General features: G+C 42.8%; 30 protein-coding genes. 21 read left to right on the forward strand and 9 right to left on the reverse strand.

Annotated features, from left to right (window positions below; all coding sequences use genetic code 11):
• The first annotated feature begins 20 nt into the window (after positions 1 to 20).
• From rpmJ to rplS, 10 genes are all read left to right on the forward strand, one after another.
• Positions 21 to 134: a 50S ribosomal protein L36 gene (gene rpmJ / locus DY200_RS09230; RefSeq protein WP_005599318.1), complete on the forward strand. Its 114-nt coding sequence runs from the start codon at positions 21 to 23 to the stop codon at positions 132 to 134.
• A gap of 136 nt (positions 135 to 270) precedes the next feature.
• Positions 271 to 627, forward strand: coding sequence for a 30S ribosomal protein S13 (rpsM, locus tag DY200_RS09235; RefSeq protein WP_005599322.1), 357 nt, complete (start codon positions 271 to 273; stop codon positions 625 to 627).
• A 16-nt stretch (positions 628 to 643) separates the two neighbouring features.
• A complete protein-coding gene (gene rpsK / locus DY200_RS09240) occupies positions 644 to 1033 on the forward strand; it encodes a 30S ribosomal protein S11 (protein ID WP_005599323.1) in 390 nt (129 codons plus the stop codon).
• A 28-nt stretch (positions 1034 to 1061) separates the two neighbouring features.
• Positions 1062 to 1688, forward strand: a complete 627-nt coding sequence (rpsD, locus tag DY200_RS09245; protein WP_005599325.1) for a 30S ribosomal protein S4 — start codon at positions 1062 to 1064, stop codon at positions 1686 to 1688.
• Between the two features lie 65 nt (positions 1689 to 1753).
• A complete protein-coding gene (locus DY200_RS09250; RefSeq protein WP_005619415.1) occupies positions 1754 to 2743 on the forward strand; it encodes a DNA-directed RNA polymerase subunit alpha in 990 nt (329 codons plus the stop codon).
• A gap of 35 nt (positions 2744 to 2778) precedes the next feature.
• Complete coding sequence (gene rplQ / locus DY200_RS09255) at positions 2779 to 3162, forward strand: 50S ribosomal protein L17 (RefSeq protein WP_115587763.1); 384 nt, start codon at positions 2779 to 2781, stop codon at positions 3160 to 3162.
• Between the two features lie 236 nt (positions 3163 to 3398).
• On the forward strand, positions 3399 to 3647 hold the full coding sequence (rpsP, locus tag DY200_RS09260; protein ID WP_005599334.1) for a 30S ribosomal protein S16: 249 nt from the start codon (positions 3399 to 3401) through the stop codon (positions 3645 to 3647).
• Between the two features lie 33 nt (positions 3648 to 3680).
• Entirely contained in the window at positions 3681 to 4208 is a 528-nt protein-coding gene (gene rimM, locus DY200_RS09265; RefSeq protein WP_005599336.1) for a ribosome maturation factor RimM, read from the forward strand.
• A 57-nt stretch (positions 4209 to 4265) separates the two neighbouring features.
• Positions 4266 to 5021, forward strand: a complete 756-nt coding sequence (gene trmD, locus DY200_RS09270; RefSeq protein WP_005599344.1) for a tRNA (guanosine(37)-N1)-methyltransferase TrmD — start codon at positions 4266 to 4268, stop codon at positions 5019 to 5021.
• A gap of 25 nt (positions 5022 to 5046) precedes the next feature.
• On the forward strand, positions 5047 to 5397 hold the full coding sequence (gene rplS / locus DY200_RS09275) for a 50S ribosomal protein L19 (RefSeq protein WP_005599346.1): 351 nt from the start codon (positions 5047 to 5049) through the stop codon (positions 5395 to 5397).
• A gap of 170 nt (positions 5398 to 5567) precedes the next feature.
• Here rplS and DY200_RS09280 read toward each other — a convergent pair whose 3' ends face one another.
• The gene (locus tag DY200_RS09280; protein WP_115587764.1) at positions 5568 to 6761 is read right to left on the reverse strand and encodes a ribosomal protein uL16 3-hydroxylase; all 1194 of its coding nucleotides are present in this window, start codon (positions 6759 to 6761) and stop codon (positions 5568 to 5570) included.
• 215 nt (positions 6762 to 6976) lie between these two features.
• Between DY200_RS09280 and DY200_RS09285 the strand changes: the two genes are divergently transcribed.
• From DY200_RS09285 to DY200_RS09310, 6 genes are read left to right on the forward strand one after another with little or no spacing between them, the layout of a single operon-like run.
• On the forward strand, positions 6977 to 8092 hold the full coding sequence (locus tag DY200_RS09285) for an ABC transporter substrate-binding protein (protein ID WP_005599350.1): 1116 nt from the start codon (positions 6977 to 6979) through the stop codon (positions 8090 to 8092).
• Positions 8093 to 8094: 2 nt separating this feature from the next.
• On the forward strand, positions 8095 to 9132 hold the full coding sequence (locus DY200_RS09290) for a FecCD family ABC transporter permease (protein ID WP_115587765.1): 1038 nt from the start codon (positions 8095 to 8097) through the stop codon (positions 9130 to 9132).
• A 15-nt stretch (positions 9133 to 9147) separates the two neighbouring features.
• Complete coding sequence (locus tag DY200_RS09295; RefSeq protein ID WP_039709400.1) at positions 9148 to 9915, forward strand: ABC transporter ATP-binding protein; 768 nt, start codon at positions 9148 to 9150, stop codon at positions 9913 to 9915.
• Between the two features lie 9 nt (positions 9916 to 9924).
• Positions 9925 to 10356: a pseudoazurin gene (locus tag DY200_RS09300; protein ID WP_005602629.1), complete on the forward strand. Its 432-nt coding sequence runs from the start codon at positions 9925 to 9927 to the stop codon at positions 10354 to 10356.
• Between the two features lie 8 nt (positions 10357 to 10364).
• Positions 10365 to 11471 (forward strand): ABC transporter substrate-binding protein, encoded by a 1107-nt coding sequence (locus DY200_RS09305; protein WP_115587766.1) that lies wholly within the window; start codon positions 10365 to 10367, stop codon positions 11469 to 11471.
• 55 nt (positions 11472 to 11526) lie between these two features.
• Positions 11527 to 12378 (forward strand): ATP-grasp domain-containing protein, encoded by an 852-nt coding sequence (locus DY200_RS09310; RefSeq protein ID WP_115587767.1) that lies wholly within the window; start codon positions 11527 to 11529, stop codon positions 12376 to 12378.
• A 42-nt stretch (positions 12379 to 12420) separates the two neighbouring features.
• On the opposite strand, the gene torD is transcribed toward DY200_RS09310, so the two are convergent.
• From torD to DY200_RS09325, 3 genes are read right to left on the reverse strand one after another with little or no spacing between them, the layout of a single operon-like run.
• Positions 12421 to 13020 carry a molecular chaperone TorD gene (torD, locus tag DY200_RS09315; RefSeq protein WP_115587768.1) on the reverse strand — a complete coding sequence of 200 codons (600 nt, stop codon included), beginning with the start codon at positions 13018 to 13020 and terminating at the stop codon, positions 12421 to 12423.
• Positions 13020 to 15503, reverse strand: coding sequence for a trimethylamine-N-oxide reductase TorA (torA, locus tag DY200_RS09320; RefSeq protein WP_115587769.1), 2484 nt, complete (start codon positions 15501 to 15503; stop codon positions 13020 to 13022). The genes torD and torA overlap by 1 nt, the downstream gene beginning before the upstream one ends.
• 9 nt (positions 15504 to 15512) lie before the next feature.
• On the reverse strand, positions 15513 to 16133 hold the full coding sequence (locus tag DY200_RS09325; RefSeq protein ID WP_115587770.1) for a pentahemic C cytochrome: 621 nt from the start codon (positions 16131 to 16133) through the stop codon (positions 15513 to 15515).
• 190 nt (positions 16134 to 16323) lie between these two features.
• Here DY200_RS09325 and glyQ point away from each other — a divergent pair, with 190 nt between their 5' ends.
• From glyQ to xerC, 5 genes are all read left to right on the forward strand, one after another.
• Positions 16324 to 17238, forward strand: coding sequence for a glycine--tRNA ligase subunit alpha (glyQ, locus tag DY200_RS09330; protein WP_005602638.1), 915 nt, complete (start codon positions 16324 to 16326; stop codon positions 17236 to 17238).
• Positions 17239 to 17352: 114 nt separating this feature from the next.
• Entirely contained in the window at positions 17353 to 17724 is a 372-nt protein-coding gene (locus DY200_RS09335; protein WP_115587771.1) for an endonuclease domain-containing protein, read from the forward strand.
• Positions 17725 to 18305: 581 nt separating this feature from the next.
• Positions 18306 to 20375 (forward strand): glycine--tRNA ligase subunit beta, encoded by a 2070-nt coding sequence (gene glyS / locus DY200_RS09345; RefSeq protein WP_115587772.1) that lies wholly within the window; start codon positions 18306 to 18308, stop codon positions 20373 to 20375.
• Positions 20376 to 20490: 115 nt separating this feature from the next.
• Positions 20491 to 20781 (forward strand): DUF5377 family protein, encoded by a 291-nt coding sequence (locus tag DY200_RS09350; protein WP_115587773.1) that lies wholly within the window; start codon positions 20491 to 20493, stop codon positions 20779 to 20781.
• Positions 20782 to 20871: 90 nt separating this feature from the next.
• Positions 20872 to 21792: a tyrosine recombinase XerC gene (xerC, locus tag DY200_RS09355; RefSeq protein WP_172539919.1), complete on the forward strand. Its 921-nt coding sequence runs from the start codon at positions 20872 to 20874 to the stop codon at positions 21790 to 21792.
• A gap of 3 nt (positions 21793 to 21795) precedes the next feature.
• Here xerC and DY200_RS09360 read toward each other — a convergent pair whose 3' ends face one another.
• From DY200_RS09360 to DY200_RS09380, 5 genes are all read right to left on the reverse strand, one after another.
• Positions 21796 to 22185: a YbaN family protein gene (locus DY200_RS09360; RefSeq protein ID WP_115587775.1), complete on the reverse strand. Its 390-nt coding sequence runs from the start codon at positions 22183 to 22185 to the stop codon at positions 21796 to 21798.
• Positions 22186 to 22248: 63 nt separating this feature from the next.
• Positions 22249 to 23040 carry a glycosyltransferase family 2 protein gene (locus DY200_RS09365; RefSeq protein WP_005605841.1) on the reverse strand — a complete coding sequence of 264 codons (792 nt, stop codon included), beginning with the start codon at positions 23038 to 23040 and terminating at the stop codon, positions 22249 to 22251.
• The gene (lpxH, locus tag DY200_RS09370) at positions 23037 to 23735 is read right to left on the reverse strand and encodes a UDP-2,3-diacylglucosamine diphosphatase (RefSeq protein WP_115587996.1); all 699 of its coding nucleotides are present in this window, start codon (positions 23733 to 23735) and stop codon (positions 23037 to 23039) included. Before lpxH ends, DY200_RS09365 begins: the two co-directional genes overlap by 4 nt.
• A 66-nt stretch (positions 23736 to 23801) precedes the next feature.
• On the reverse strand, positions 23802 to 24326 hold the full coding sequence (locus tag DY200_RS09375) for a DUF1523 family protein (protein ID WP_115587776.1): 525 nt from the start codon (positions 24324 to 24326) through the stop codon (positions 23802 to 23804).
• Between the two features lie 29 nt (positions 24327 to 24355).
• Complete coding sequence (locus DY200_RS09380) at positions 24356 to 25144, reverse strand: TatD family hydrolase (protein WP_115587777.1); 789 nt, start codon at positions 25142 to 25144, stop codon at positions 24356 to 24358.
• Positions 25145 to 25389: the final 245 nt, after the last annotated feature.

Here is a 25389-nt window from a genome sequence, read left to right on the forward strand (position 1 = left end):
TTAGATCAAAAGGATAAGCAATGAAAGTTCGTGCTTCAGTTAAGAAATTATGCCGTAACTGTAAAGTTGTTAAACGTGAAGGTGTTGTTCGCGTAATTTGTAGCGATCCTAAACACAAACAACGTCAAGGTTAATTAGTATTCTTTCTTGCAAAGAACCCGCTGAGCAGGTATACTGCTCAGCTCATTCGTCCTGATATGCTGTTTGAGTATCCTGAAACGGGCTTTTCAAGATCAGCATATCAATAAACTTAAATAATAGGAGTGCATAGTGGCCCGTATTGCAGGCATTAACATTCCTGATCAAAAACACACTGTAATCGCATTAACTGCAATTTACGGTATCGGTAAAACTCGTGCTAAAGCTATCTGTGCAGCGACGGGTATTGCTGAAGATGTAAAGATCAGAGAATTGTCTGAAGAGCAGATTGAAAAACTGCGTGAAGAAGTTGGTAAATTTACTGTCGAAGGTGATTTACGTCGTGAAGTAACATTAAGCATCAAACGTCTTTTAGACTTAGGTTGCTATCGTGGTTTACGTCATCGTCGTAGTTTACCGGTACGTGGTCAACGTACTAAGACTAATGCGCGTACTCGTAAGGGTCCACGCAAACCGATCAAAAAATAATCGGAGTAGATAAATAATGGCTAAAACACCAGTTCGCGCACGTAAGCGCGTTAAAAAACAGATTGCAGATGGCGTAGCTCATATCCACGCATCTTTCAATAACACAATCGTGACTATTACTGACCGTCAAGGTAACGCTCTTGCATGGGCAACCGCAGGTGGTTCAGGTTTCCGTGGTTCTCGTAAATCAACTCCGTTCGCTGCGCAAGTGGCTGCTGAACGTTGTGCTGAAGCTGTTAAAGAATTCGGCTTAAAGAACTTGGAAGTTATGGTTAAAGGTCCGGGTCCAGGTCGTGAATCAACAATCCGTGCATTAAATGCAGCAGGTTTCCGTATCACGAATATTACTGATGTGACTCCGATTCCTCATAACGGTTGTCGTCCACCGAAAAAACGTCGCGTTTAATTGACGTTAGAATAATTGGAGAAAGAAAATGGCAAGATATTTGGGTCCTAAGCTCAAGCTAAGCCGTCGTGAAGGTACTGATTTATTCCTTAAATCAGGCGTTCGTGCGATTGAATCAAAATGTAGAAATCGTCTTGATGTAGCACCAGGTCAACACGGTGCACGCAAGCCACGTTTATCTGACTACGGTAGTCAGTTACGTGAAAAACAAAAAGTTCGCCGTATCTATGGTATCTTAGAACGTCAATTCCGTAATTACTATACAGAAGCAAACCGCTTAAAAGGTAATACCGGTGAGAACTTATTAGTATTATTAGAAGGTCGTTTAGACAACGTAGTTTACCGTATGGGTTTTGCTGCAACTCGTGCTGAAGCGCGTCAGCTTGTAAGCCACAAATCTATCGTAGTAAACGGTCGTGTAGTGAATATTCCTTCTTATCAAGTTTCTGTTGATGATGTGGTTGCTGTTCGTGAGAAATCTAAAAAACAAGCACGTATCAAAGCATCATTAGAATTAGCAACTCAACGTGAAAAACCGACTTGGTTAGAAGTTGATGCAACTAAGATGGAAGGTGTATTTAAACGTACTCCTGAACGCTCTGACTTATCAGCAGATATTAACGAACATCTGATCGTTGAGCTTTACTCTAAATAATAGTTAATTTTTAAAATTACATTATTAGATTAGTAAATAAAGCTTAAAAACAAAGAGAGGATAAAATGCAGGGTTCTGTGACAGAATTTTTAAAGCCGCACTTAGTGAATATCGAACAAGTTAGTTCTACTCACGCAAAAGTGACCTTAGAACCGTTAGAACGTGGTTTTGGCCATACATTAGGTAACGCACTTCGTCGCATTTTACTTTCGTCTATGCCGGGTTGTGCCGTTACAGAAGTTGAAATTGATGGTGTATTGCATGAATACAGCAGCAAAGAAGGCGTACAAGAAGATATTCTTGAAGTATTGTTAAACCTTAAAGGTCTAGCGGTAAAAGTGTCGGGTAAAGATGATATTATTTTGACACTAAATAAGTCTGGAATTGGCCCTGTAACTGCAGCCGACATTACGCATGATGGTGACGTAGAAATTGTAAATCCACACCATGTTATCTGTCATTTAACAGATAAAGACGCATCAATTAGTATGCGTATTCGTGTTCAGCGTGGTCGTGGTTATGTACCGGCATCTGCTCGCGTACATTCTCAAGATGAAGATCGTCCAATCGGTCGTTTATTAGTTGATGCTCGTTTCAGCCCAGTAGATCGCATTGCTTATAATGTGGAAGCTGCGCGTGTTGAACAGCGTACTGACTTAGATAAACTTATCATTGAGATGGAAACAAATGGCACAATCGATCCAGAAGAAGCCATTCGTCGCGCTGCTACAATTTTAGCAGAACAGTTAGATGCATTCGTTGATTTACGTGATGTTCGTCAGCCTGAAGTGAAAGAAGAAAAACCGGAGTTCGATCCGATTTTACTTCGTCCGGTAGATGATTTAGAGCTGACAGTTCGTTCTGCTAACTGTTTGAAAGCAGAGACAATTCACTATATCGGTGATTTAGTACAACGTACAGAAGTCGAGTTATTAAAAACACCTAATCTTGGTAAGAAATCACTTACTGAGATTAAGGATGTGCTTGCTTCTCGCGGCTTATCACTGGGTATGCGCCTTGAGAATTGGCCTCCGGCAAGTATTGCCGAAGACTAATTTTAGGTATTAGATTTTCTAAGAAGGAATAGGTTATGCGCCATCGTAAGAGTGGACGTCAATTAAACCGTAACAGCAGCCATCGCCAAGCGATGTTCCGTAATATGGCAAGTGCTTTAATCGGTCATGAGATCATTAAAACAACTTTGCCTAAAGCTAAAGAGTTACGTCGTGTAGTTGAACCATTAATTACTTTAGCAAAAGAAGACAGCGTTGCAAATCGCCGCTTAGCTTTTGCTCGTACTCGCAACGTAGAAACAGTTGCTAAATTATTCAATGAATTAGGTCCACGTTTTGCACAACGTGCGGGTGGTTATACTCGTATCTTAAAATGTGGTTTCCGTGCAGGCGATAACGCTCCAATGGCTTACATTGAGTTAGTTGATCGTCCGGAAGTTGCTGAAGCAGCTGCGGAATAATAGCTTAAACAGCTTATCTGAAAGCCCGAGTTATCTCGGGCTTTATTTTTTTCCGATATTCTTGAGTTTTTCTTAGTGTCCGCTTTGCAATTGCAAAGATCTGTTCTTGTAATTTCGTAGAAAATCAGTATAATTTATCCGCTTTTTCTATCTTAAATTTAGATACTAAAGCAATTTTAGTACCCTCACCTCGAACGAGGGTTTTATTTTTACTATCAACATTTTAGAGGAAGGTTATGGTAACCATTCGTTTAACTCGTGGCGGAGCTAAAAAACGCCCATTTTATCAAATCGTGGTAGCAGACAGCCGTTCACCACGTGACGGTCGTTTCATCGAGCGTATCGGTTTCTTCAATCCATTAGCTGCAGGCCAAGCTGAACGTTTACGTTTAGACGTGGCTAAAGTTGATGCTTGGGTTGCTAAAGGTGCTGATCTTTCAGACCGTGTTGCATCTTTAGTAAAAGAAGCTCGTAAAGCGGCTTAATTTTTTAAAAATTTTGCAAAGTAGGTGGGTAGTATGAGCGAACAAAAAATTGAAGTTGTCGGAAAACTAGGATCAACCTATGGGATTCGTGGCTGGTTACGCCTCTATTCATCAACTGAAGAAACCGAAAGCATTTTCGATTATCAGCCTTGGTTCTTAAAAATTAAGGGACAATGGCAACCAATCGAATTAGAAAGTTGGCGTTACCATAACAACGATTTGATTGTGAAATTAAAAGGTAGCGATGACCGTGAGAGCGCACAGCTGCTGACTAATGCCGAAATCGGTGTAGATCTATCTGTGTTTCCTGAATTGGAAGAAGGAGATTATTACTGGCACGATTTAATCGGCTGCCAAGTGATAAACCTTGAAGACTATAGCATGGGCGTTGTAACCGAATTAATGGAAACAGGTTCTAACGATGTTTTGGTTGTACGCGCTAACAGTAAGGATGCTTTTGGCAAGCAAGAACGATTAATTCCGTTCTTATATGAACAAGTAGTTAAAAGAGTAGATCTCGCCACTAAGACAATTACGGTGGATTGGGACGCTGGTTTCTAACCTCAGGTATGCGGTGCAGCTTTAACTTTAAGTAGTAAGAACATTTGAGGATAAATTATGTGGATTGGTATCATTTCACTGTTCCCCGAAATGTTTAAAGCAATTACCGATTTTGGGGTGACAGGACGTGCGGTAAAACAAGATCTTCTGCAAATTCAATGCTGGAATCCTCGCGATTTCACGTTTGATAAACATAAAACGGTTGATGATCGCCCTTACGGCGGCGGACCGGGAATGTTAATGATGGTGCAGCCTTTGCGTGATGCGATTCATGCAGCAAAGCAGGCGGCAAAAGCGGAAGACGGTGTAGAGGCAAAAGTTATTTATCTCTCACCGCAAGGGCGTAAGCTGGATCAACAAGGTGTGAAGACACTGGCTTCAAATCAGAAACTGATTTTAATTTGTGGACGATACGAAGGGGTTGATGAACGATTGATTCAAACGGAAGTTGATGAAGAATGGTCGATCGGTGATTATGTGCTTACAGGGGGCGAATTGCCTGCAATGACGTTGATTGACGCCGTTGCGAGATTTGTGCCCGGAGTGTTAGGTAAACAGGCCTCTGCAGATGAAGATTCATTTGCGACAGGTTTATTGGATTGTCCGCATTACACTCGCCCGGAAATGTTAGACGGCATTCCTGTTCCCGAAGTGCTGATGTCGGGTCATCACGAAAATATTCGTAAATGGCGATTAGAACAATCGCTTGAACGAACGTGGTTAAGACGCCCTGAGCTATTGGATAGCCTAGCTCTGACTGACGAACAACGCGTGTTGTTAGCTAAAATTAAGAAACAACACAAAATCAGTTAATTCTAGGATTTAGAAGGTTTTTAAAATGAGTAACATCATCAAACAAATCGAACAAGAACAGTTAAAACAAAACGTACCTAGCTTCCGTCCGGGTGACACATTAGAAGTTAAGGTATGGGTAGTAGAAGGTAGTAAAAGACGTTTGCAAGCGTTCGAAGGCGTGGTTATTGCAATTCGTAACCGTGGCTTGCATTCTGCATTCACTCTACGTAAAGTATCAAACGGCGTAGGCGTTGAACGTGTATTCCAAACTCACTCACCGGTAGTTGACAGTATTTCTGTTAAACGTAAAGGTGCGGTACGTAAAGCTAAACTTTACTACTTACGTGAGCGTTCAGGTAAATCTGCACGTATCAAAGAGCGTCTTGGCGAATAATTCGAACAAGCTTAATGCGAAAGATAAAAAGGCTTGGGGTAACCCAAGCCTTTTCTTTTATATGGTAAGTGGTTGTTTTCGGTTAATTTTTTGCAAACTTTGCGCTAAATCAGGCCGCTTGTAAAAAATAAAAGGCAGGAATATCCCCGCCTTTATGATGAAATAACGAATTATTCCGCTTCTTCTAAAATAACCCAACCGTTGTCCAGCCAATCGCATAGCGTATCGAGTAATAATTCCAGCTCTTCTTGATCTTTGGCTTTAGACGCCAGTTTATTCCAAGAAACCGCATCACCGTTAGCGATACGAATTAATAGGTTTTGTTCCGCTTCATTTAGCTCGTCAATCCATTCACCGTTTACATAAATACGTTGAGGATTTTCGGTATAAAGCATTTTGACATTGGCATCTTGTTGGATCCAACCGCCTTCTTCTAAAATACCTTGTACTTCATCCGGGTAGTATTCATTATCCGTTTGCAATAATTCATAGCGACGAGAACTTACCGCAGCAGCAACGCTGTGGGTAAAGATTTCATCAAATTGATCAGAGTTTTGTAATAAGTCGATTAATTGATGTTTCAGCACTTTCACCATTTTTGGATCAAGTAACGCATTCGGTTGTTCATGTGGCACAAGGCGGAATGGGATATTAAATTCCGAGCCGGCAATCACTTCCGAATGGTGTTCTAATGTTTTGCAGAAATTCTCGAGTAAATCCGCCGCATTCGGGTAGCGTAAGCCGAATGAGAATGTTAGCCCTTCGGTTTCGGATACGCCATAGTGAGCCATACGAGAAGGCACGTAAAGCACGTCACCCGGATTCATCACTTCGTCTAACACCAATTCGCCCATATCATCAAAAATACGAATCGGCTGATTCGGTTTAAATTCGGTGGAAGGATCACACCACTTACCTAGCTGCCAACGGCGTTGGCCGTAACCTTGTACGAGAAAAACATCGTATTCATCATAATGCTTACCAACCGTACCGCCTTTAGGCGAACAAGAAACCATAATGTCGTCACGTTGCCATTGAGGTAAGAAGCTAAACGCTTGCCACAATGCACCGAGTTCCGGCGACCATTGTTCCAAATTTTGTACCATAACAGAGAATTGGGCCGGCAGATCTTGTAAATCGCTTTCCGCAAACGGACTGGTTTTAACCGACCATTGCTCATTTTCACATTTGATTAAGCGAGCAGTGATTTCCTCTTCCAGCGCTAACTCCATAATATCTTCCGGCTCGAATAATCCGACAATTTGCGGCAAGCCGTTACGGATTAACAGCGGTCGTTTTTGCCAATAATCACGTAAGAAAGTTTCCGGGCTAATATTTTCAGGTAAGCAGAATGGAATGTTCATAGATGCTCCTTATGTTTTTCTCTCTGATTAAAACTATTCTACCTGATAAACGCTTGAATATCTTGTGTTATATCAGCTTATTTAGCCATTAAATATTTAACTTTTGTGATAAAGCTCACAAAATTTGATAAAAAACAACTAATAATGATTTTCATTTGATTAAAATAGACTAGAATGAATACTATGATATTTAGGATGGCTTTTAAGGTGGGTTTATGTTCCAAAGAATCAAATTAACAGCGGTTGCATTTGCAACGTTATTTGCATTATCCGGTTTCGCTAATGCCAAGCCGACTGAAATTACCGATGTCCTTGAACGTAAAGTAACGGTTGAATTGCCGGCTAAACGAGTGGTATTGGCTTTTAATTATCAAGATTATATGGCAGTCGGTGGCGAAAAAGCATTAGACAATGTAGTGGGCTTTTCTAAAGCGGTTTGGTCCGATTGGGCGCCTGCAAGCTGGGCGGAATTCAGCAAAGCGGTACCGAAATTAAATCAGTTGGAAGATATTGGTGAAGTGGAGGTCGGAACGTTCTCAATCGAGAAAATTTTAGCGCTGAAACCGGACTTCGTGTTAATGGCGGATTGGCAATTTAAAGCGTTAGATTCGGATTTAGAACCGCTAGAAACAGCAGGTATTCCGGTTGTCGTAGTGGATTATTTAGCGCAAACGGTTGATAAACACGTGAAATCTACCGAGATTATCGGTCAATTAACCGGACAAGAAGCCAAAGCAAAACAGTTAAACGAAGAATACAAGGCAATTGTGAAAGAGATTCAAGATCGTGTTGCAAAGGCTAACTTACCGAAACCAAAAGTGTATGTTGAATTTGGAAATAAAGGGCCGGCAGAGCATAGTTTTACTTTCGGTAAAAGTATGTGGGGCGCAATGATTGATTTGGTCGGTGCGGAAAATATTGCTAAAAATGCGGTGGAATTTTATAGCCCGATTAACCCTGAATTAGTGGTAGCGGCTAAACCGGACGTGGTAATTATTTCCGGACGAGAAACCGAACTGAAGAAAAATCCGGAAGCAATGGTAGCGGGCTTTAATATTGATAAACAAGAAGCGCAAAAACGCTTAGCCGGCTTTGCGAAACGCCCGGGTTGGTCTGAATTACCGGCGATTAAAAATCAGCGTTTATACGGCGTATATCATGCCAATTCGCGTACGCTTTCCGATAGCGCTTCAATTCAATTTGTGGCAAAAGCGATTTATCCTGAGCTATTCAAGGATTTAGACCCGACCAAAACCTATCAAGAGTTTTATCGTAAAAACTTGCCTCTCGTGCCGCAAGGGACCTTCTATCTCTACCCAGAGAGTAAATAGGCATGAGTCATTTAACGGTTGAAAAGATCGTTCAAAACCAACGCAAGCTGGAACGCAAGCGTTGGTTTATCGTTCTTACTTTCCTTGCAATCAGTTTAATCGGTTTGGTATTTGATATTGTCACCGGCCCTTCTATGTTGCCATTGGATGAAGTGGTCAAAGCGTTATTACGTTTTGAAGATGTGGAAACCACCACGAACGTTATCGTTTATGACTTACGTTTACCCATGGCATTAATGGCGTTGGTAGTCGGGGCGGCATTAGGTGTTGGCGGTGCAGAAATTCAAACCTTGCTGAATAACCCGATGGCAAGCCCCTATACCTTAGGTTTAGCCGCAGCGGCCGGTTTAGGCGCTTCAACGGTCATTGCATTTGGCGGTTTCGGTTTACCTTCTGCGTTTGCCGTGCCGTTAGGTGCTTTTGTGATGACCATGTTGGCATCCGGTATTTTGTTTATATTTGCCTCAATGCGCCGTTTTAGTTCGGCGATGTTAGTGTTAGTCGGTATTGCGTTATTGTTTTTATTTCAATCATTGTTATCGCTAATCCAATTTATTGCCGCACCGGAAATTTCGCAACAAATTCTGTTTTGGTTATTCGGCAGTTTAACTAAAGCGACTTGGGAAAACCTCTCAATTGCGACGGTAGTAACGATTGTATGCGTTAGCTTACTTGCAAAAGATTTATGGAAATTGACCGCTTTACGTTTAGGTGAGGCACGTGCGCTCAGTCTAGGGATTAATCTGCAACACTTACGTTTAAAAACGTTAGTCTTAGTGGCGATTATGACCGCAACTGCGATTAGCTTTGTTGGTATTATCGGTTTTATCGGCTTGGTCGCACCGCACGTGGCGCGGATGTTATTGGGCGAAGATCAACGGTTTTTTCTGCCGGGCGCAATGTTAATCGGTGCGGCATTTTTATCGGTTGCTTCGGTATTATCCAAAGTGATTGTACCCGGCGCATTGTTTCCGGTGGGGATTATTACCTCATTTGTCGGCGTACCTTTCTTCTTTTGGATTGTGCTTACTAAGAGATAACAAGCGGTAGAATTTATGTTAAAACTTGCAAATGTTCATATTAAAAGAGGTTCGCTTGTGATTGCCGACCAGTTGGATTTGTCTTTAGAGAAAGGGAAAGTCTATACGGTATTAGGCCCGAACGGTGCCGGTAAATCCTCATTATTAAAAACGATTTTTGGAGAAATCGGCTGTAAAGGGCATATTCATTATGCGGATCAGACTCTAAATAAACGAGCTATTTCGGCATGGCGTAAATGTATCGGTTATATGCCGCAAGATACGCAAGTTGATGCATCGCTGACTGCTTTAGAAGTGATTTTGCTTGGCAGAATGGAAGCGTTAAATATGCATATCAGTGATGAATTATTAACTGAAGTCGCTAGCATTATGCAGAAACTCGGCATTGCGCATCTTGCTCACCAAGATGTGATGCAATTAAGCGGTGGGCAACGACAAATGGTGATGTTTGCCCAAGTATTACTACGTCAGCCGGAAATCTTATTGCTAGATGAACCGGTCAGTGCGTTGGATATGCACCATCAAATCAATTTATTGGAACACGTTTGCCAATATACACAACAAAATAATCTGATTACGATTATGGTGCTACACGATTTGAGCCTTGCCGCCCAATTTTCCGATCACGTGATTTTATTGGGAGACGGTAAGTTACAAGGTTTCGGCGAGGCGAAACAAGTGCTACAAGCGGATCTTATTCGCCGGTTATATAACGTTGAAATTGAAATTTTATATGACAGTACCGGACAACCGGTAATTCGTCCGTTACGTCAATTACATTAGGAGCAGAATATGAAAAAAGTATTATTAGCGACTTTACTCGCTTTTTCAGGTAGTGCATTTGCCGCAGATCACGAAGTGAAAATGTTAGATCACGGTAAAGACGGCGGTATGGTGTTTGAACCGGGCTTTGTGAAAGCGGAGATCGGTGATACGGTGACTTTCGTGCCGACTCATAAAGGTCACTGGGTACAAAGTCGAGCGATACCAGAAGGAGCGGAAAAATTCCTTTCAAAAGAGAATGAAAAATTTACTCTGACCTTAACGCATGAAGGGGTTTATGTGTATGTTTGTCCTCCGCATCGTACGATGAATATGAGCGGTATTATTCAGGTAGGTAAACCGACTAATTTAGAAAATGCGACTAAAGAAATAGAGAAAATCGAAAAGCGTACCACAGAGAATAAAGGACGCTTGTTTGAATATCTCGATCAAGTGAAATAAGGATTACGATGAAAAAGCAGTATTTTAAACGGCTTATTGCCAGTACGTTATTGTTTGCCGGCATCTCAGCGCAAGCGGAAGTAAAAGTGTTACAAGACGTATTGGATCGTCAAGTGAAAGTTGATGTACCGGCGAAACGTGTGGTACTGGGCTTCTATTATCCGGACTATATTGCCGCAACCGGTTCGGAGAATTTTAAACATGTCGTCGGTATTTCACGTGAGTTTTGGGAAAAATTTAACCCCGGTAGCTGGGCTTTATTTAGTAAAGCGTTACCGAATTTAGCGGAAATGGCGGATATCGGTAACATCAATGCCGGTACCTTCTCGTTGGAAAAAACCTTAGCATTAAAACCGGACGTATTAGTGTTAGCCGATTGGCAATATCAAACGATTGCCGCCGATATTCCTCGTATCGAGCAAGCCGGTATTCCGATTGTCGTGGTGGACTTCAATGCGCAAACCGTAGAGAAACACACGAAAAGCATCCAACTTTTCGGACAACTCGCCGGTACGGAAACACGTGCAAATCAGATCGCCAGCGAATATGAACAAGGTATCAAAGCGATCCAACAACGTGTGGCGGCAAGCGGTCAAAAACCACCGAAAATTTACGTTGAATTCGGCAACAAAGGTCCGGCGGAATATAGCTTCACTTTCGGTAAAAATATGTGGGGAGCGATTGCGAATACAGTTGGTGGCGACAATATTGCTGCGCCGTTTATTGAAAACTGGGGGCCGATTAATCCGGAGCAATTTTTAGCGTCTAATCCGGAGGTGGTGATTATTTCCGGTACGGAAATGGGTACTGATAAAAATGCTGAAATTATGGCGATGGGGATTAATATCAGCGAAGCGGATGCGCAAAAACGCCTTGCCGGTTTTACTCAGCGTGCCGGTTGGTCGAACGTACCGGCGGTGAAAAAAGGCAATGTGTACGGCATTTATCACACTGCGTCTCGTTCGATTACCGACTTAGCCAGTGCGCAATTTATGGCAAAAACGCTTTATCCGGAACAGTTTAAAGATATTGATCCGGAGAAAACCTATTTGGATTTCCACCGTCAATATCTGCTGGTTGTACCGCAAGGCACATTTTTTATTAAGTTAAAATAACCATTCAATTTAATGGCAAGCGGGCTTTGGCTCACTTGCCTTTTTTGAGCCGATTATGTCACATTCGATAGCCATTACTACCTGCCAAACTTATCCCAATCTTCCCGAGAATTTACAACCGCTGGTTCGTTTACTACAGGCTAACGAACTGCAAGTCAAAGTAGATTGCTGGCAAAATCAGCCGCAAGCTGATGTTATCTTACCGCTTTGTGCGTGGGACTACGCCCAACAACCGGAACGCTTCCGCCAATGGCTGCAACAAGCGGTTGAATTCGGGCAAAAATTTGCAAACCCCATGCGGTTAATGGATTGGAATATGCACAAAAGCTATTTACTGGATTTACAACAAATGGGTGTAGATGTGATTCCGAGCCAACTGTTATTGGCGGATCTCACCCAAATCCAGACCGCTTGTCAGCCGTACCACCAAAACGGACAAGCTGTGGTGATCAAACCGGCGATCGGGCAGAGTGGTAATGCGGTCATCAAATGGCAAGCGGATCAACCGATACCGGATTTTAGCCCCTATTTAGGACAACAAATCCTGTTACAACCCTATATTGAGGAAGTGGCGGAGAATGGCGAAACCAGTTTGATTTTCTTTGCCGGTGAGTTTAGCCATGCGGTAAGGCGCCAACCGCCCAAAGGCGAATGGCGGGCAAATTCAGCTTACGGCGTAGCAATCTTACCGGTAGTTCCTCCACAAAATATTATTCGACAAGCACGAGATGTTTTGATGAGATTGCCTGAAATGCCAAGCTATGCACGGGTGGACGGCACCATTATTGGTGATCGATTTTTGCTGAATGAATTGGAATTGATCGAACCGGCATTGTACCTGCATACGGATCCGCAAGCGGCGGCACGATTTGCACAGGTACTTATGCAAAAAATAACAGAAATTTGACCGCTTAACGGACACCAAATCAGTGTCCATTAAGCTTTGTGGTTAAGTAATATCTTGTTGTAGAAAACCAAGTAATAAATTACTAATGATTTGATAAAACGCGGTACTACTGTGAATTTGGGCGGTTTTCTCCGCCCATTGTGGTAACCAGCCAAGTAATTGCTGTCGGATAAATTGCTGCTGAACTTGAACCGGCTGTTCCGTTTCAATCAGTTTGATCAACACTTCTAAATAAATACAGAGGTGATCACTCGGTTCATTATGTAACCGATTGATTTTAAGCTGAAATTTCGTTAGCCATTGATCCATTAGCGCAAGATTTTCACTGAGATCCCGTTCATCCAAATAGTAAGAGGCGTACGGCAGCGCACTTAATTTGCCCTCCAATAAAAAGCATTGTGCAAAATCTGCCGCCAGTTCTAAGCGAGGTGAATCGTAAGCGGTTAATTTTGCCAATTCATTTTGCAAGTCGGTAACCTGTGGCTGAAAGCCAAGCTCGGCAAGAAATGCAAAAAATGGGGCAAATTGACCCGCTTGTAATGCCTGTAACTGCGGCTCCGATAGCTCTTTGGCGAGTAACGAATGGAACCAACGATAACAAAATAGTCGCTCTTCCGAACTGAGTAATTGCGAGTGTGCCATTAACGAGTTACCTCTGTCGGGCCGCTGAAACCATTCGCTGCCGGTGCATCGCCTTGCCATTTTTCCACATTCACTAAACAAGTACTGACAGACGTTGCTTGCGATAAACTTGAAGCGCCGATATCCAGTGTTAGCGTATTCGGGCAGCCGTAAGTATCAATCGCTCCTATGCTTTCATCAAGCGGTGAGAACCACGCTCCTTCTTGTAAACGCACGACACCGCTTGGGAAGTTATCGGATAACACCGCACCGACCAGCACTTGCCCGCGTTCGTTATAGACACGCACTAAATCGCCGTCTTTAATACCTAATTTCGCTGCGTCTTGCGGATTCATATAAAACGGCTCTCGTCCTTGCACGCTGTAGGTTTCACGCAACGATTTGGCTTCACACAATTGTGAATGTAAGCGTTTATCCGGATGCACGGATTGTAGCCAGAACGGATATTTATCCGATTTCGGCCCACCGTGCGAACGTTCCGCTTTTTCAAACCACATCGGGTGACCTTTACAGTCGGCATAACCGAAACTCGCTATTTTACGGCTAAAGATTTCAATAAAGCCGGAAGGTGTGCCGAGTGCGTGTAATTCCGGATCTTCACGGAAATCGGCGTGACGTACCCAAGGTTTGCCCTCTGGGAACAGTACATAGCCTTTTTGCCAAAATTCAGCGAAAGGCGGCATCGCAAATTTGCCGCGGTTTGCATTGCGACAATCTTTGTATAGACGTTCTAACCACGCCATTTCGTCCATACCTCGGCAATATTCTTTTTCTTTGCCGAAGCGACGACATAAGTCTTTGAAAATTTCAAAATCAGGGCGAGATTCATATAACGGCTCAATCAATTTTTGCATCGCCAAAACGCCTCGGTTGCTGTAAGAACCGTAGGCATCAATATCGTTACGTTCAAACGGCGTACAAGCCGGTAAAACAATATCGGAGAAACGACAAGTTGCCGTCCAGCTATAGTTAATCGACACCACGGTTTCCAATTTTTGGAAGGCACGTTTCATCTTATTCAAATCGGATTGTCTGCTCCATTGGTTACAACCGGAGAAAATCGCCATTTTATACGGCGCATAGGTAATTTTTCTGCCGTTGTAGTCAATGGTTTCACCGGAGTGAAGTAAAGAATCGGTGGTACGGGCAACCGGAATCACCTCACTATAGCCTTGGTAATCTTTATTGGTATATTTAGCGACTTGATCCTTATCCAGAGTAGATGGGAATGCCCCCGGCATTGCCGCACCGGAACTGGATACGCCGATAGAACTGTAATGGTGTGCATAACTGATACCACCGCCGGCAAGCCCGATTTGTCCGAGCATAGCGGCTAAAACCGCGCCCATCCAGTAAGGCTGTTCACCGTGTTGCTGGCGTTGAATCGCCCAACCGAAAATCAGTTGGGTACGTTTGCCGGCTAACATACGGGCAAATTTGCGGATTTCTTCCGCTTCAATACCGCAAATCGGTGCCGCCCATTCGGCTGTTTTCTCAATTTTGTCTTCGGTTTCGCCAAGTAAGTAAGGCACAAATTGCTCAAAACCGAGCGTGTACATATCAATAAACGCTTTATCGTATAAATTCTCACGATATAAGGTGTGAGCAATCGCCAACATAAACGGTACGTCCGCTTGCGGATTGATATAAAGCTGTTTACAGCCAAGGAAGTTTTGCGTTTTGCTTTTTACCGGATCAATGCTAATCACATTGATTTTTTGTTCCGCCACTTTCTGTTTAAGCTGTGCTAAGTAGCCGTAAGATTCGTGCGTTTCGCAGTTCCAGCCGACTTGTAAGTTTTTGACCGGATCGCTTGCCCAGAAAATTAAATTCTCGGTTTCTTTAAGAATGACTTCCCATGATGTCCCTTGTGAATACACTTCGGTTGAACCTAACACATAAGGCAAAATGGTTTGCCCCGCACCGGTGGAGTAATCGCCGACCGTGCCAACGCTCGAGCCGTGCATCGCAATCGCACGGATCATATGGTTACCGCAGCTATGGAATTGACCGGAAGAACGCCAGCCGACATTGGCGGTATGTAATGCCCAAGGGCCGTAATTTTGCTGAATACGCTCAAGTTCTTCATAGAACAGGTCAAGTGCTTCGTCCCAACTGACACGCACAAAACGGTTATTGCCACGTTGTGTTCTGTTGCTGTTGTGACGGTTTTTGAGCCAATCCAAGCGCACCATTGGATAACGAATACGTGCTTCACCGTACACTAAGTCTTTGATGCCGTTAATCATTTCGGTCGGATGCTTATCCAGTTCGAACGGCTTAATTTCGGCAATGCGACCGTTTTCAATTTTTGCTCGCACCGCCCCCCATTGCGCACCGGTAATTTTCCAGCCGTTTTCGACCGCTTGTGAAGCTTCGGCATTTGCTCGCGGCACAAGGAAATTCGGCATTGCCATAGAAGCTGCCATCAGCGACATATTTTTTAAGAATTGACGGCGTGAAGTTGAAAGTGATGATGACATACAAACTCCTTATTTAGCGGCTTTCGGTTGGCTGTCTGAAGCGTGCATTTGCAAATAACGTAGCACTTGTTTACGGGTCGGCTCGTCCATATCAGTAAAGCCAACCATACCGTTAAATACGGCAACCCATTCATTCGCATCGTGCATTTTGGTATCACGTTGTTTGTGGCAAACGCTACATTCGGTCTTAAAGGTTTGTTCCGCATTCGCCCAAAAATCGGTCAGACTATCGGTGAATTTAGAATTTTTGACCCACGCTTGTAATTTGACTTTCTGCCACACTAAACCGGTAAGTGGATCTTCTTTGCTCTCAAGCACTTCAAACGTCGGGTTATTTTGCATAAAGCTTTTATCTATTACCGCATCGGTAATTTGTTTCGCAAATTGGTTGTACCAAATACGCCCCACTCCTTTGTTTTTACGCCACATTTCCAACTCAATTTGTGAGGCATCTTGTTTGGATTGCAACAGTTTAATCGGCACACCGGCTTCAAGCTGTCCAATGGATTGTTTGAGTGATTCGTCAGCGAAAAGGGCTAATTCGGAGGGAGTGTAAGCGGTTGAATTTTGGGCAAAACTTGCAGAACAAAATGTCAGCAAACTTACGCCAAGCAGCCAAACAGATTTCATAAAAACCTCGGAGAATAATGTTTAATTATTAGACTAGTTTAGCAAATATAACGTTAAAGCTATATTGATATAAGTCATAAAATAATAACTATTCTTATTAAGAAAGAAATTTGCAAAAAATTTCCAAAAATCGACCGCTTACAGGCTATAATAACCAGTATTTTTGAACGAATTTTTTAGGAATCGCAAAATGACAACAAAATTTAATGTAAAAACATTCCAAGGTATGATTTTAGCCCTACAAGATTATTGGGCAAACGTAGGTTGCACCATTGTTCAGCCGTTTGATATGGAAGTGGGTGCCGGTACTTCTCACCCGATGACCGCACTTCGTGCTTTAGGTCCTGAGCCAATGGCATTCGCTTACGTTCAACCTTCACGCCGCCCGACGGACGGTCGTTACGGCGAAAACCCAAACCGTTTACAACACTATTACCAATTCCAAGTGGTCATCAAACCGTCTCCGGATAACATTCAAGAACTCTATTTAGGCTCACTTAAAATGTTAGGCTTCGACCCAACGCAACACGATATTCGTTTTGTGGAAGACAACTGGGAAAACCCGACTTTAGGTGCGTGGGGCTTAGGCTGGGAAGTTTGGTTAAACGGTATGGAAGTAACCCAATTCACTTACTTCCAACAAGTTGGCGGTTTAGAGTGTAAACCGGTTACCGGCGAAGTTACTTACGGTTTAGAGCGTTTAGCGATGTATATTCAAGGCGTGGATAGCGTGTACGATCTCGTATGGTCAGACGGCCCACTCGGTAAAACCACCTATGGCGATGTGTTCCACCAAAACGAAGTAGAGCAATCAACCTACAACTTTGAATACGCAGACGTAGATTTCTTATTCAAAGCGTTCGAACAATACGAAAAAGAAGCGACTGAATTATTAGCTCTCGAAAAACCGTTACCATTACCGGCTTACGAACGTATTTTAAAAGCGGCACACAGCTTCAATATGCTAGACGCACGTAAAGCGATTTCCGTAACCGAACGCCAACGTTATATCTTACGCATCCGTACCTTAACTAAAGGTGTAGCAGAAGCGTATTATGCAAGCCGTGAAGCGTTGGGTTTTCCGGGGTGTAATAAGCAGGTTTAAATCTCCTCCTACCTCCTCTTTACTAAAGAAGGGGAATGTTGTGAAGAATAGAGATCTTACATTTAAGATGAGTTGTTCCCCTCTTTTGTAAAGAGGGGTTAGGGGAGATTAAAAATGCAACCCTACTCAAAATCTCTAAAAGAACTTTCACAAAAATTGCGTTCTGATCAAACGGACGCAGAGAGGAAACTATGGCAACGGATAAACCGAGATCAGCTTTTGGACTTTCGCTTTAATCGGCAAAAGCCGTTGCTAAATTATATTGTGGATTTTTACTGCCCGAAAGCGAAGTTGATTATTGAGCTAGACGGCAGTCAGCATTATGAACCCGATTATCAGGAAAAAGACCGTTTGCGTGATGAGGAGTTAAATTCACTTGGTTTTACCGTAATGCGGTTTAGTAATGACGAAGTATATTTTGAAATTGAATCGGTGGTGGAGCAGATTTATTTGTTTTTGGAGAATGTTAGGGCAAATCTCCCTTAACCCCTCTTTACTAAAGAAGGGGATCAGATCTCCAAGAATTTAGAGACTTGTGTTCTTAATCGATGATTGGAAATTTGAAATATAAGCGGTGGGGATTTGTAGATTTTTTGCAAATTTGAGGTAGTACAAATCTCCCCTAGCCCCTCTTTACTAAAGAGGGGGATCGGATCTCCAAGAATTTTGAGATTTATGTTCTTCATCAACAATAGAAATTTTAAAATGCGGATTAGTCCATAAAACTTAATTTCTGCACAAACCCAGTCCCCCTCTTTGGCAAAGAGGGGTTAGGGGAGATTTGGCAGAGGTGAAATAGCTGGTATTAGCCGATCGCAAACAAATTTTTAGTGCGAAATATCTGCCTTATTTGCCGACTGAGTTGGAATTGAAAGAACAGGTGGAAAGGGCGAGAGAACGATTAACTTTTGTATCCTAGCACTTACGTACTAGGTTAAGAATAATGTTGTCGCTCTGCGACAAATTAGGTTGCGGAGCAACCACACAATACCTAACCTTACACGTTAGTGTGAGGAATTTGACAGAATTCAAAAAACGAACTTATATAAAATTTTAAGAGATAAACAATGACAACACAAAACTTCCTCGCCGAGATCGGCACTGAAGAGTTGCCACCGAAGGCACTCAAAAAATTAGCGACCGTATTTGCGGAGAATGTAGAAAACGAGTTAAACCAAGCGGGTTTATCATTCGAGAAAGTGGAATGGTTTGCTGCACCACGCCGTTTGGCGGTGAAGGTGTTGGGTTTGGCGACGGCTCAACCAAGCAAAGAAATTGAGAAACGTGGTCCTGCGGTATCGGCAGCGTTTGATGCAGACGGCAATCCGACCAAAGCGGCAGAAGGCTGGGCGAGAGGCTGTGGTATTTCTGTTGATCAGGCAGGGCGTCTGGCTACTGATAAAGGCGAATGGTTAGTTCACCGTGCGGTGATTGAAGGTCAGCCGACTAAAAATTTATTGGTGGACATTATTTCTCGTTCTTTAGCGAATTTACCAATTCCAAAAATGATGCGTTGGGGCGATAAAACCGAGCAATTCGTGCGCCCTGTGCATACGGTTACCTTATTCTTTGGTGGTGAGCTAATCGAAGGCGAAATTTTAGGTGTGAAAATCGCAAATGTTGTGCGTGGACACCGTTTCTTAGGCGAGCGTGAATTTACCATTTCGCACGCAGATGAATACCTTACGGCATTACGTGAAAAAGGTATGGTGGTTGCCGACTTCAACGAGCGTAAAGCGTTGATTCTTGCAAAATCGCAAGAAAAAGCGACCGCTTTAGGTGGCGTGGCAGACATCGAAGAAGACTTATTAGATGAAGTAACTTCATTGGTTGAGTTTCCGAATGTATTAACCGCAAAATTTGAAGAGCGTTTCCTTGCTGTGCCTGCGGAAGCCTTGGTTTACACCATGAAAGGCGACCAAAAATACTTCCCGATCTATGATAAAGATGGCAAATTATTACCGCACTTTATCTTTGTTTCAAACATCAACCCAGAAGATCCAACTGCGATTATCGAAGGTAATGAAAAAGTGGTTCGTCCACGTTTAACCGATGCGGAATTTTTCTTCAAAACCGACTTAAAACAGCGTTTGGAAGACCGCTTGCCACGCCTTGAAACCGTGTTGTTCCAACAACAATTAGGGACACTGCGTGACAAAACCGCTCGTATTGAAGCCTTAGCGGGCGAAATTGCCGCTCAAATCGGTGCGGACAAAGTGAAAGCGGAACGTGCGGGCTTACTTTCTAAATGCGACTTAATGACCAATATGGTGTTTGAGTTTACCGACACGCAAGGCGTAATGGGTATGCACTATGCTCGTCACGACGGCGAAGACGAAGAAGTGGCGGTGGCATTGAACGAGCAATATATGCCACGTTTTGCCGGCGATGAATTGCCGAAATCATTAGTCGCTTGCTCAGTAGCATTAGCGGACAAATTCGACACGCTCACGGGGATTTTCGGTATCAGTCAAGCACCAAAAGGTAGTGCCGATCCATTTGCATTACGTCGTGCGGCATTAGGCTCGCTCCGTATTATCGTGGAGAAAAATTTACCGCTTGATTTAGAAGATTTGGTGCGTAAATCAGCGGCATTGTTTGGCGATAAATTAACAAACGCAAATGTAGTTGAAGATGTAGTGGACTTTATGCTCGGTCGTTTCCGTGCGTGGTATCAAGACGAAGGTATTGCGGTGGACGTTATCCAAGCGGTATTAGCTCGCCGTCCAACTCGCCCAGCGGACTTTGATGCTCGTGTGCGTGCGGTATCGCACTTCCGTACCTTAGATTCAGCGGAAGCATTAGCAGCGGCGAACAAACGCGTAAGCAATATTTTAGCGAAAGTGGAAGGTGAAATTTCAACAGAAATCGACCGCACTTTATTAGTAGAAGCGGAAGAAAAAGCGCTTGCAGAACAAGTAATTAGCTTACAAACGGAATTAGCTCCGGCATTTGCAAACGGCGAATATCAAACCGCACTTGATCGCTTAGCGAGTTTACGTGAAACGGTGGATAACTTCTTTGAAAAAGTGATGGTAAACGCAGAAGATGCAAATCTTCGCCGTAACCGTCAGGCAATTCTAAATAATTTACGTAACTTGTTCTTGCAAGTAGCGGATATTTCCGTTTTACAATAGTTAGTTTGAATTAGACCGCTTAAACAAGCGGTCTAATTTTAGGTTTAATTTGCAAATATATCGTTACGATTCGATACTAAAGTTCTCGCAAACACAGCAATCATAAGGAAACAATATGTCAGTAAAAACCGAAGTTTTATTCAGCAATCATTGGAATGTCCGCGTAAGTGATCCGGGCGAAGAAGGTAACGTGAATCACTTCTTTGAAACGGTACTTATTACCTTGGAAGCAAAAATTAACGGTGCGCAAGTAGAATATGAATTTACCCGCAAAGTAGAAGAAAATATCAAAATTCAGCGTAGCTTCACCGATGTAAGCGAACTTTTTGAATTTTTAGGCGATTATCTAAGTCCGGTGGCGTTAGGTAATGTCGGCGTACGTATCGGTCAGCTTAATTTGGCGTAATTGAATCAAGCGGTTGTTTTTGCAAAAAATTTTGCAAATTTGACCGCTTGTTTTCCTTTCTCGTTTACTTCCTTTAAACGTGTCATCGTTATGATTAATTCACAAAATACGCTCTATCTGCAAACTAAGCCCTATTGGGATTACTTACGTATCGAAAAACAAGCCAGCCAACATACATTGAGTAATTATCAGCGTCAGCTTTTAGCGGTAAGCGATATGCTTAGTCAAGCCGGTATTAGCACATGGCAAGAGGTGAATAGTGCGACGGTGCGTTGGATTATCGCGCAAAGTAATAAGCAGGGCTTAGGGGCAAAGAGTATCGCTTTACGTTTGGTTGCGTTACGCCAATGGTTTAGTTATTTGATTCGACAAGAAAAGATGTTGGTTAATCCGGCGGTTGGCATTAAAGCACCGAAAGCAAGCAAGCGTTTACCGAAGAATATTGATGCGGAACAAGTCGGGCAACTATTAACCAGCGATAGCCATGAGCCGAGTGACTTGCGTGATCTGGCTATGATGGAATTGATGTACAGCTCCGGCTTGCGTCTATCCGAGTTGCAAGGGCTTGATTTGGGCGATATGGATTTAGCCGGACGAGAAGTGCGTTTATTGGGTAAAGGGAATAAAGAACGTATCGTGCCGATTGGTTCGAAAGCCCTTGAAGCGTTAAATCGTTGGTTGGCGGTAAGAAATCAATTTAAACCGCAGGAAAATGCGGTATTTTTGAATAGGCGCGGCGGTAGATTGTCACACCGTTCAATTCAGCTTGTTATGCAAAAATGGGGCGAGAAACAGGGCTTGGAAAGCCATTTGCATCCGCATAAATTGCGCCATTCGTTTGCCACTCATATGTTGGAAGCCAGCGGCGATTTACGTGCGGTACAAGAATTACTCGGACATAGCAATCTTGCCACTACCCAAATTTATACACATTTGGATTTTCAACATCTTGCCAAAATTTATGGTGCGGCTCACCCGAGAGCTAAACGCAAAAAGCAAGACGACGATTAAAGGCTAAGCATTTGAACGGCTATCTCTTGTTTCCGGCGGAATAGTAGTGATTTTGCAGAAAAAGTACCAATATTGGCAAATAATCACGGCAATTAAAGTTAATTTGCCCCAAATATTCGGTAATGCGAAAAAGGAAACAAGGCAAAACGGGGCGGAAATTAACAAAATCGTGACTTTTTGCTTCATAGTCATCGCACGTTTTTCATCATATTCCTTCAAATATTTTTGATAAATTTTAGTGCGCATAAACCATTGTTGTAAGCGAGGCGAACTTTTGCCGAAGCAAAACAACGCAAGCAATAAAAACGGCGTAGTCGGTAAGCCCGGCAGAATTGCGCCTAAAATGCCAAGCCCGATACATAAGAATCCTGTGATAATGTAGAAAAGTTTCATGCTAATTACAGTTGATAATTAATCTCAATTAGAGATATTAGACGGATTCTGCCTATTTTTCAACTAATTCCATTGAATATTCAGCGGCTTTATCCCGATTTTTTTAGTCGTGAGGCATTCTTGTAACTGTTGCACTTGTTGGCAGATCTTTTCGGTCACGGCTTCGGCTTGCAGCATTTTTTCTTGAGTAACCTCCGCCGGATGTTGATTAAATAAAATCGCATCCAGTAAACGTTCCGCATACATCCCTTCGTGGTAGTAATGTAAAACACCGGCATCGTTAAATGCGGTTGCGACCATACTGATTTTAGTCGTGGCAATGCCCAAAGCTCCGTCTTCACCACCTAATTCTCGAAACAGCTGATGTTGCGGAAAGCCGCCGCAAGCCAGAAAGAATGCACGGCGAAACACGGTATTCCCGCCGCATGTCATTCGCATATGTTGCCAAGCGTATTCAAAGTTAGCGTGAGCGGTATAACGTTCGGGGAATTCTATCGGTTTAAGTGCCAATCGGACGACGGCGGCTTCCGGTCGAAAAGTAAAAATCCCTTCGGCAATTTGCAAGGCATGATCTTCGTAGGCATCATCCGCATCTAAAAACGCGATAAAGTCGGCTTCGCTTTGTAATGCGCCCCAATTTCTAGCTTTAGCGACACCGCCGTTTTTCGGCATTGATTCGACACGAATTTTATGCGGTACTTGCGCTTGCAGATGTTGAGCTAATGCGAGTGTATTATCGGTTGAGGCATCGTCAATTAGCCATAACGTACCTAATTCCGGTTGGTTTAACGCACTCTGTACCGCACGCATTAACGTCTGTTCGGCGTTATAGCAAGGAATAATCACATCTATCATATAAACTCAAATCCCTGTTCATCAAATTTTAAAACGGAAGCGTAATCCGCTTTCCAGTCACCGAGGACGATGCGGGTAAATTCCACCTCAGAATGCACCGCTTGGCGGTGGGTATGGCCATGAATCAGATAAGTTGCGCCAAAGCGTTTTACCGTTTCGGCGGTAAATGCCGGATTCACATCCATAATATCGGCGGATTTAGATTGTTTATCTTGTTTACTCTTCGCACGAATTTTTTGCGCGATACGAATTCGCAGAGAGAGCGGTAAACGTAAAAAGAGCCATTGCAGCCATTTCTGATGCACTTTACGGCGGAATTGTTGGTATTTCACATCATCAATACAAAGCGTATCACCGTGGCAAATCAGCGTTTTGTGACCGTATAAATCTAACAGATGATAATCGGGCAGAATTTCAATACCGGTTTCTTGCGCGAAGCGTTTGCCTAATAAGAAATCACGGTTTCCGCAAATAAAATAGCATTTTACACCGCTTGTAGTGAGGGTTTTTAGGGCGGTTTTCACTTGGTCGATAAGAGCGGATTGTTCGTCATCGCCAATCCAGAAATCAAAGAAATCGCCTAAGATATACACACTTTCCGCAAGCGGTGCTTTTTGTTGCATAAATTGCAAAAAGTGTTCGGTAATCTGAGGTTGTGACTCATTGAGGTGTAGGTCTGCAATAAAATAAATCATTTTGCTCGCAATAAAAAAACGGTTCAATTTGCAAAATTTTAGCAAAATTGAACCGCTTGGAATAGGTTATTCGCTACGGAAGATACCGCGAATAAATTGAATGGAGAGGAAGAAGAGCAGTGCTAATACGCCGTAGAGAATATAACTGAAAATCGGCATTGCGCTGCTTTCGCCTTCGGCTAACGGTTTGATTGACACAATGTTTCTAAACTCGTTTAAGAAGTTAATACGCCAGCCGTAATATTTAATTTGCACCAGTTGTTTTTCGTTCGCATACGCTTGGGCTTTAGCTTGAATATCGGCAGAACCGAATTTGAAATAAGGCGGTAAGCCCCAGCCGGTATCTTCGTTACGGTACACCATCACTTTTTTAGTTTCCGGATGTTCGGTAAACAAGAAATATACGTCACGTACTTCGCCGTCCGCCGGATTGGATTTACTGATAATACCGTCTTTATCCATACGACGTACTTCCATCCCGGTTACCGTTGTGGTTTCATAACTTGGCATTGCATAATTGACCGCACCGCCCAACACAATAAAAAATGAGAGTGAGACGAGAATCAGAAAATATTTTAAAATCGCTTTCATTCGAGTTCCTTTATTTAACCTTTACGGCTTTAGAGTTTAATCTTGAATAAGTTTTGCACATTTTCAGTGGTAATGCGAGCTAATTCTTCAGTCGAAACGCCTTTTAGTGCGGCAAGATACTCGCAAGTTTCACGCACATAGGCAGGCTGATTCGGCTTACCACGGTACGGAATCGGCGCAAGATAAGGCGAATCGGTTTCAACCAATAAACGATCGAGCGGCACTTTACGTACCACATCACGCAATTCTTCCGCATTACGGAACGTGATAATCCCTGAAATCGAGATATAGAAACCGATATCCAACGCACGTTTTGCCATATCCCAATCTTCGGTAAAGCAGTGTAATACGCCGCCGCAATTTTCTGCCTTGCTCTCAATCAGCATATCCATCGTGTCTTGGCGAGCCGATCGGGTGTGGATAATAAGTGGCTTATTCACTTTATTGGCAATTTCAATTTGTTGCGAAAACAACGATTGTTGTAACGCTTTGGTTTCCGGCGTGTAGTGGTAATCTAAGCCGGTTTCGCCGATAGCCACCACTTTTTCATCTTGTGCGAAGGTAAGTAATTTATCGTAATCAAATGGCTCTTCTTCTACATTCAGCGGATGAACGCCACAAGAAAGCGAGACATCATTACGATGCGCAGTTAAGGCTTTCATCGCCTCAAAACGCCCAAGCGTGGTACAAATCGAAATAAAGTGGTGTACACCACGCGCTTTAGCATTTTCGATTACCTGGTCCACGTTTTTATGGCGAGTTTCGTAATCTAAGGCATCTAAATGACAATGTGAGTCGATAATAAATAAGTCTTTCAATGTTTTTCCTACATATAATATTTGCGAGCTATTATGTAATGATTTGAATATTCAGAGATATATAGAAAAGAGATTTATCTCTAAAAGGCAAATGTAGCATAGTAGACATAAAAGTTAGCTTTATTTTTGTTAAACTACTATGTTGCTATAATTCATCTTGTGGTTCTTTTTTTAATTTACCCTCCTATCTTATTTGTTGTCTTTTCAATATTTAATTCGGGGTATTTCTCCATACATAAAAACAT

It is taken from the genome of Actinobacillus lignieresii (assembly GCF_900444945.1).
GTDB lineage: Bacteria > Pseudomonadota > Gammaproteobacteria > Enterobacterales > Pasteurellaceae > Actinobacillus > Actinobacillus lignieresii.

Excerpts from the sequence above, each read along its gene's own strand:
- rpmJ (WP_005599318.1), top strand. The coding sequence starts at position 21 with ATGAAAGTTCGTGCTTCAGTTAAGAAATTATGCCGTAACTGTAAAGTT.
- rpsK (WP_005599323.1), top strand. The coding sequence starts at position 644 with ATGGCTAAAACACCAGTTCGCGCACGTAAGCGCGTTAAAAAACAGATT.
- rpsD (WP_005599325.1), top strand. The coding sequence starts at position 1,062 with ATGGCAAGATATTTGGGTCCTAAGCTCAAGCTAAGCCGTCGTGAAGGT.
- DY200_RS09250 (WP_005619415.1), top strand. The coding sequence starts at position 1,754 with ATGCAGGGTTCTGTGACAGAATTTTTAAAGCCGCACTTAGTGAATATC.
- rplQ (WP_115587763.1), top strand. The coding sequence starts at position 2,779 with ATGCGCCATCGTAAGAGTGGACGTCAATTAAACCGTAACAGCAGCCAT.
- rpsP (WP_005599334.1), top strand. The coding sequence starts at position 3,399 with ATGGTAACCATTCGTTTAACTCGTGGCGGAGCTAAAAAACGCCCATTT.
- rimM (WP_005599336.1), top strand. The coding sequence starts at position 3,681 with ATGAGCGAACAAAAAATTGAAGTTGTCGGAAAACTAGGATCAACCTAT.
- trmD (WP_005599344.1), top strand. The coding sequence starts at position 4,266 with ATGTGGATTGGTATCATTTCACTGTTCCCCGAAATGTTTAAAGCAATT.
- rplS (WP_005599346.1), top strand. The coding sequence starts at position 5,047 with ATGAGTAACATCATCAAACAAATCGAACAAGAACAGTTAAAACAAAAC.
- DY200_RS09280 (WP_115587764.1), bottom strand. The coding sequence starts at position 6,761 with ATGAACATTCCATTCTGCTTACCTGAAAATATTAGCCCGGAAACTTTC.
- DY200_RS09285 (WP_005599350.1), top strand. The coding sequence starts at position 6,977 with ATGTTCCAAAGAATCAAATTAACAGCGGTTGCATTTGCAACGTTATTT.
- DY200_RS09290 (WP_115587765.1), top strand. The coding sequence starts at position 8,095 with ATGAGTCATTTAACGGTTGAAAAGATCGTTCAAAACCAACGCAAGCTG.
- DY200_RS09295 (WP_039709400.1), top strand. The coding sequence starts at position 9,148 with ATGTTAAAACTTGCAAATGTTCATATTAAAAGAGGTTCGCTTGTGATT.
- DY200_RS09300 (WP_005602629.1), top strand. The coding sequence starts at position 9,925 with ATGAAAAAAGTATTATTAGCGACTTTACTCGCTTTTTCAGGTAGTGCA.
- DY200_RS09305 (WP_115587766.1), top strand. The coding sequence starts at position 10,365 with ATGAAAAAGCAGTATTTTAAACGGCTTATTGCCAGTACGTTATTGTTT.
- DY200_RS09310 (WP_115587767.1), top strand. The coding sequence starts at position 11,527 with ATGTCACATTCGATAGCCATTACTACCTGCCAAACTTATCCCAATCTT.
- torD (WP_115587768.1), bottom strand. The coding sequence starts at position 13,020 with ATGGCACACTCGCAATTACTCAGTTCGGAAGAGCGACTATTTTGTTAT.
- torA (WP_115587769.1), bottom strand. The coding sequence starts at position 15,503 with ATGTCATCATCACTTTCAACTTCACGCCGTCAATTCTTAAAAAATATG.
- DY200_RS09325 (WP_115587770.1), bottom strand. The coding sequence starts at position 16,133 with ATGAAATCTGTTTGGCTGCTTGGCGTAAGTTTGCTGACATTTTGTTCT.
- glyQ (WP_005602638.1), top strand. The coding sequence starts at position 16,324 with ATGACAACAAAATTTAATGTAAAAACATTCCAAGGTATGATTTTAGCC.
- DY200_RS09335 (WP_115587771.1), top strand. The coding sequence starts at position 17,353 with ATGCAACCCTACTCAAAATCTCTAAAAGAACTTTCACAAAAATTGCGT.
- glyS (WP_115587772.1), top strand. The coding sequence starts at position 18,306 with ATGACAACACAAAACTTCCTCGCCGAGATCGGCACTGAAGAGTTGCCA.
- DY200_RS09350 (WP_115587773.1), top strand. The coding sequence starts at position 20,491 with ATGTCAGTAAAAACCGAAGTTTTATTCAGCAATCATTGGAATGTCCGC.
- xerC (WP_172539919.1), top strand. The coding sequence starts at position 20,872 with ATGATTAATTCACAAAATACGCTCTATCTGCAAACTAAGCCCTATTGG.
- DY200_RS09360 (WP_115587775.1), bottom strand. The coding sequence starts at position 22,185 with ATGAAACTTTTCTACATTATCACAGGATTCTTATGTATCGGGCTTGGC.
- DY200_RS09365 (WP_005605841.1), bottom strand. The coding sequence starts at position 23,040 with ATGATAGATGTGATTATTCCTTGCTATAACGCCGAACAGACGTTAATG.
- lpxH (WP_115587996.1), bottom strand. The coding sequence starts at position 23,735 with ATGATTTATTTTATTGCAGACCTACACCTCAATGAGTCACAACCTCAG.
- DY200_RS09375 (WP_115587776.1), bottom strand. The coding sequence starts at position 24,326 with ATGAAAGCGATTTTAAAATATTTTCTGATTCTCGTCTCACTCTCATTT.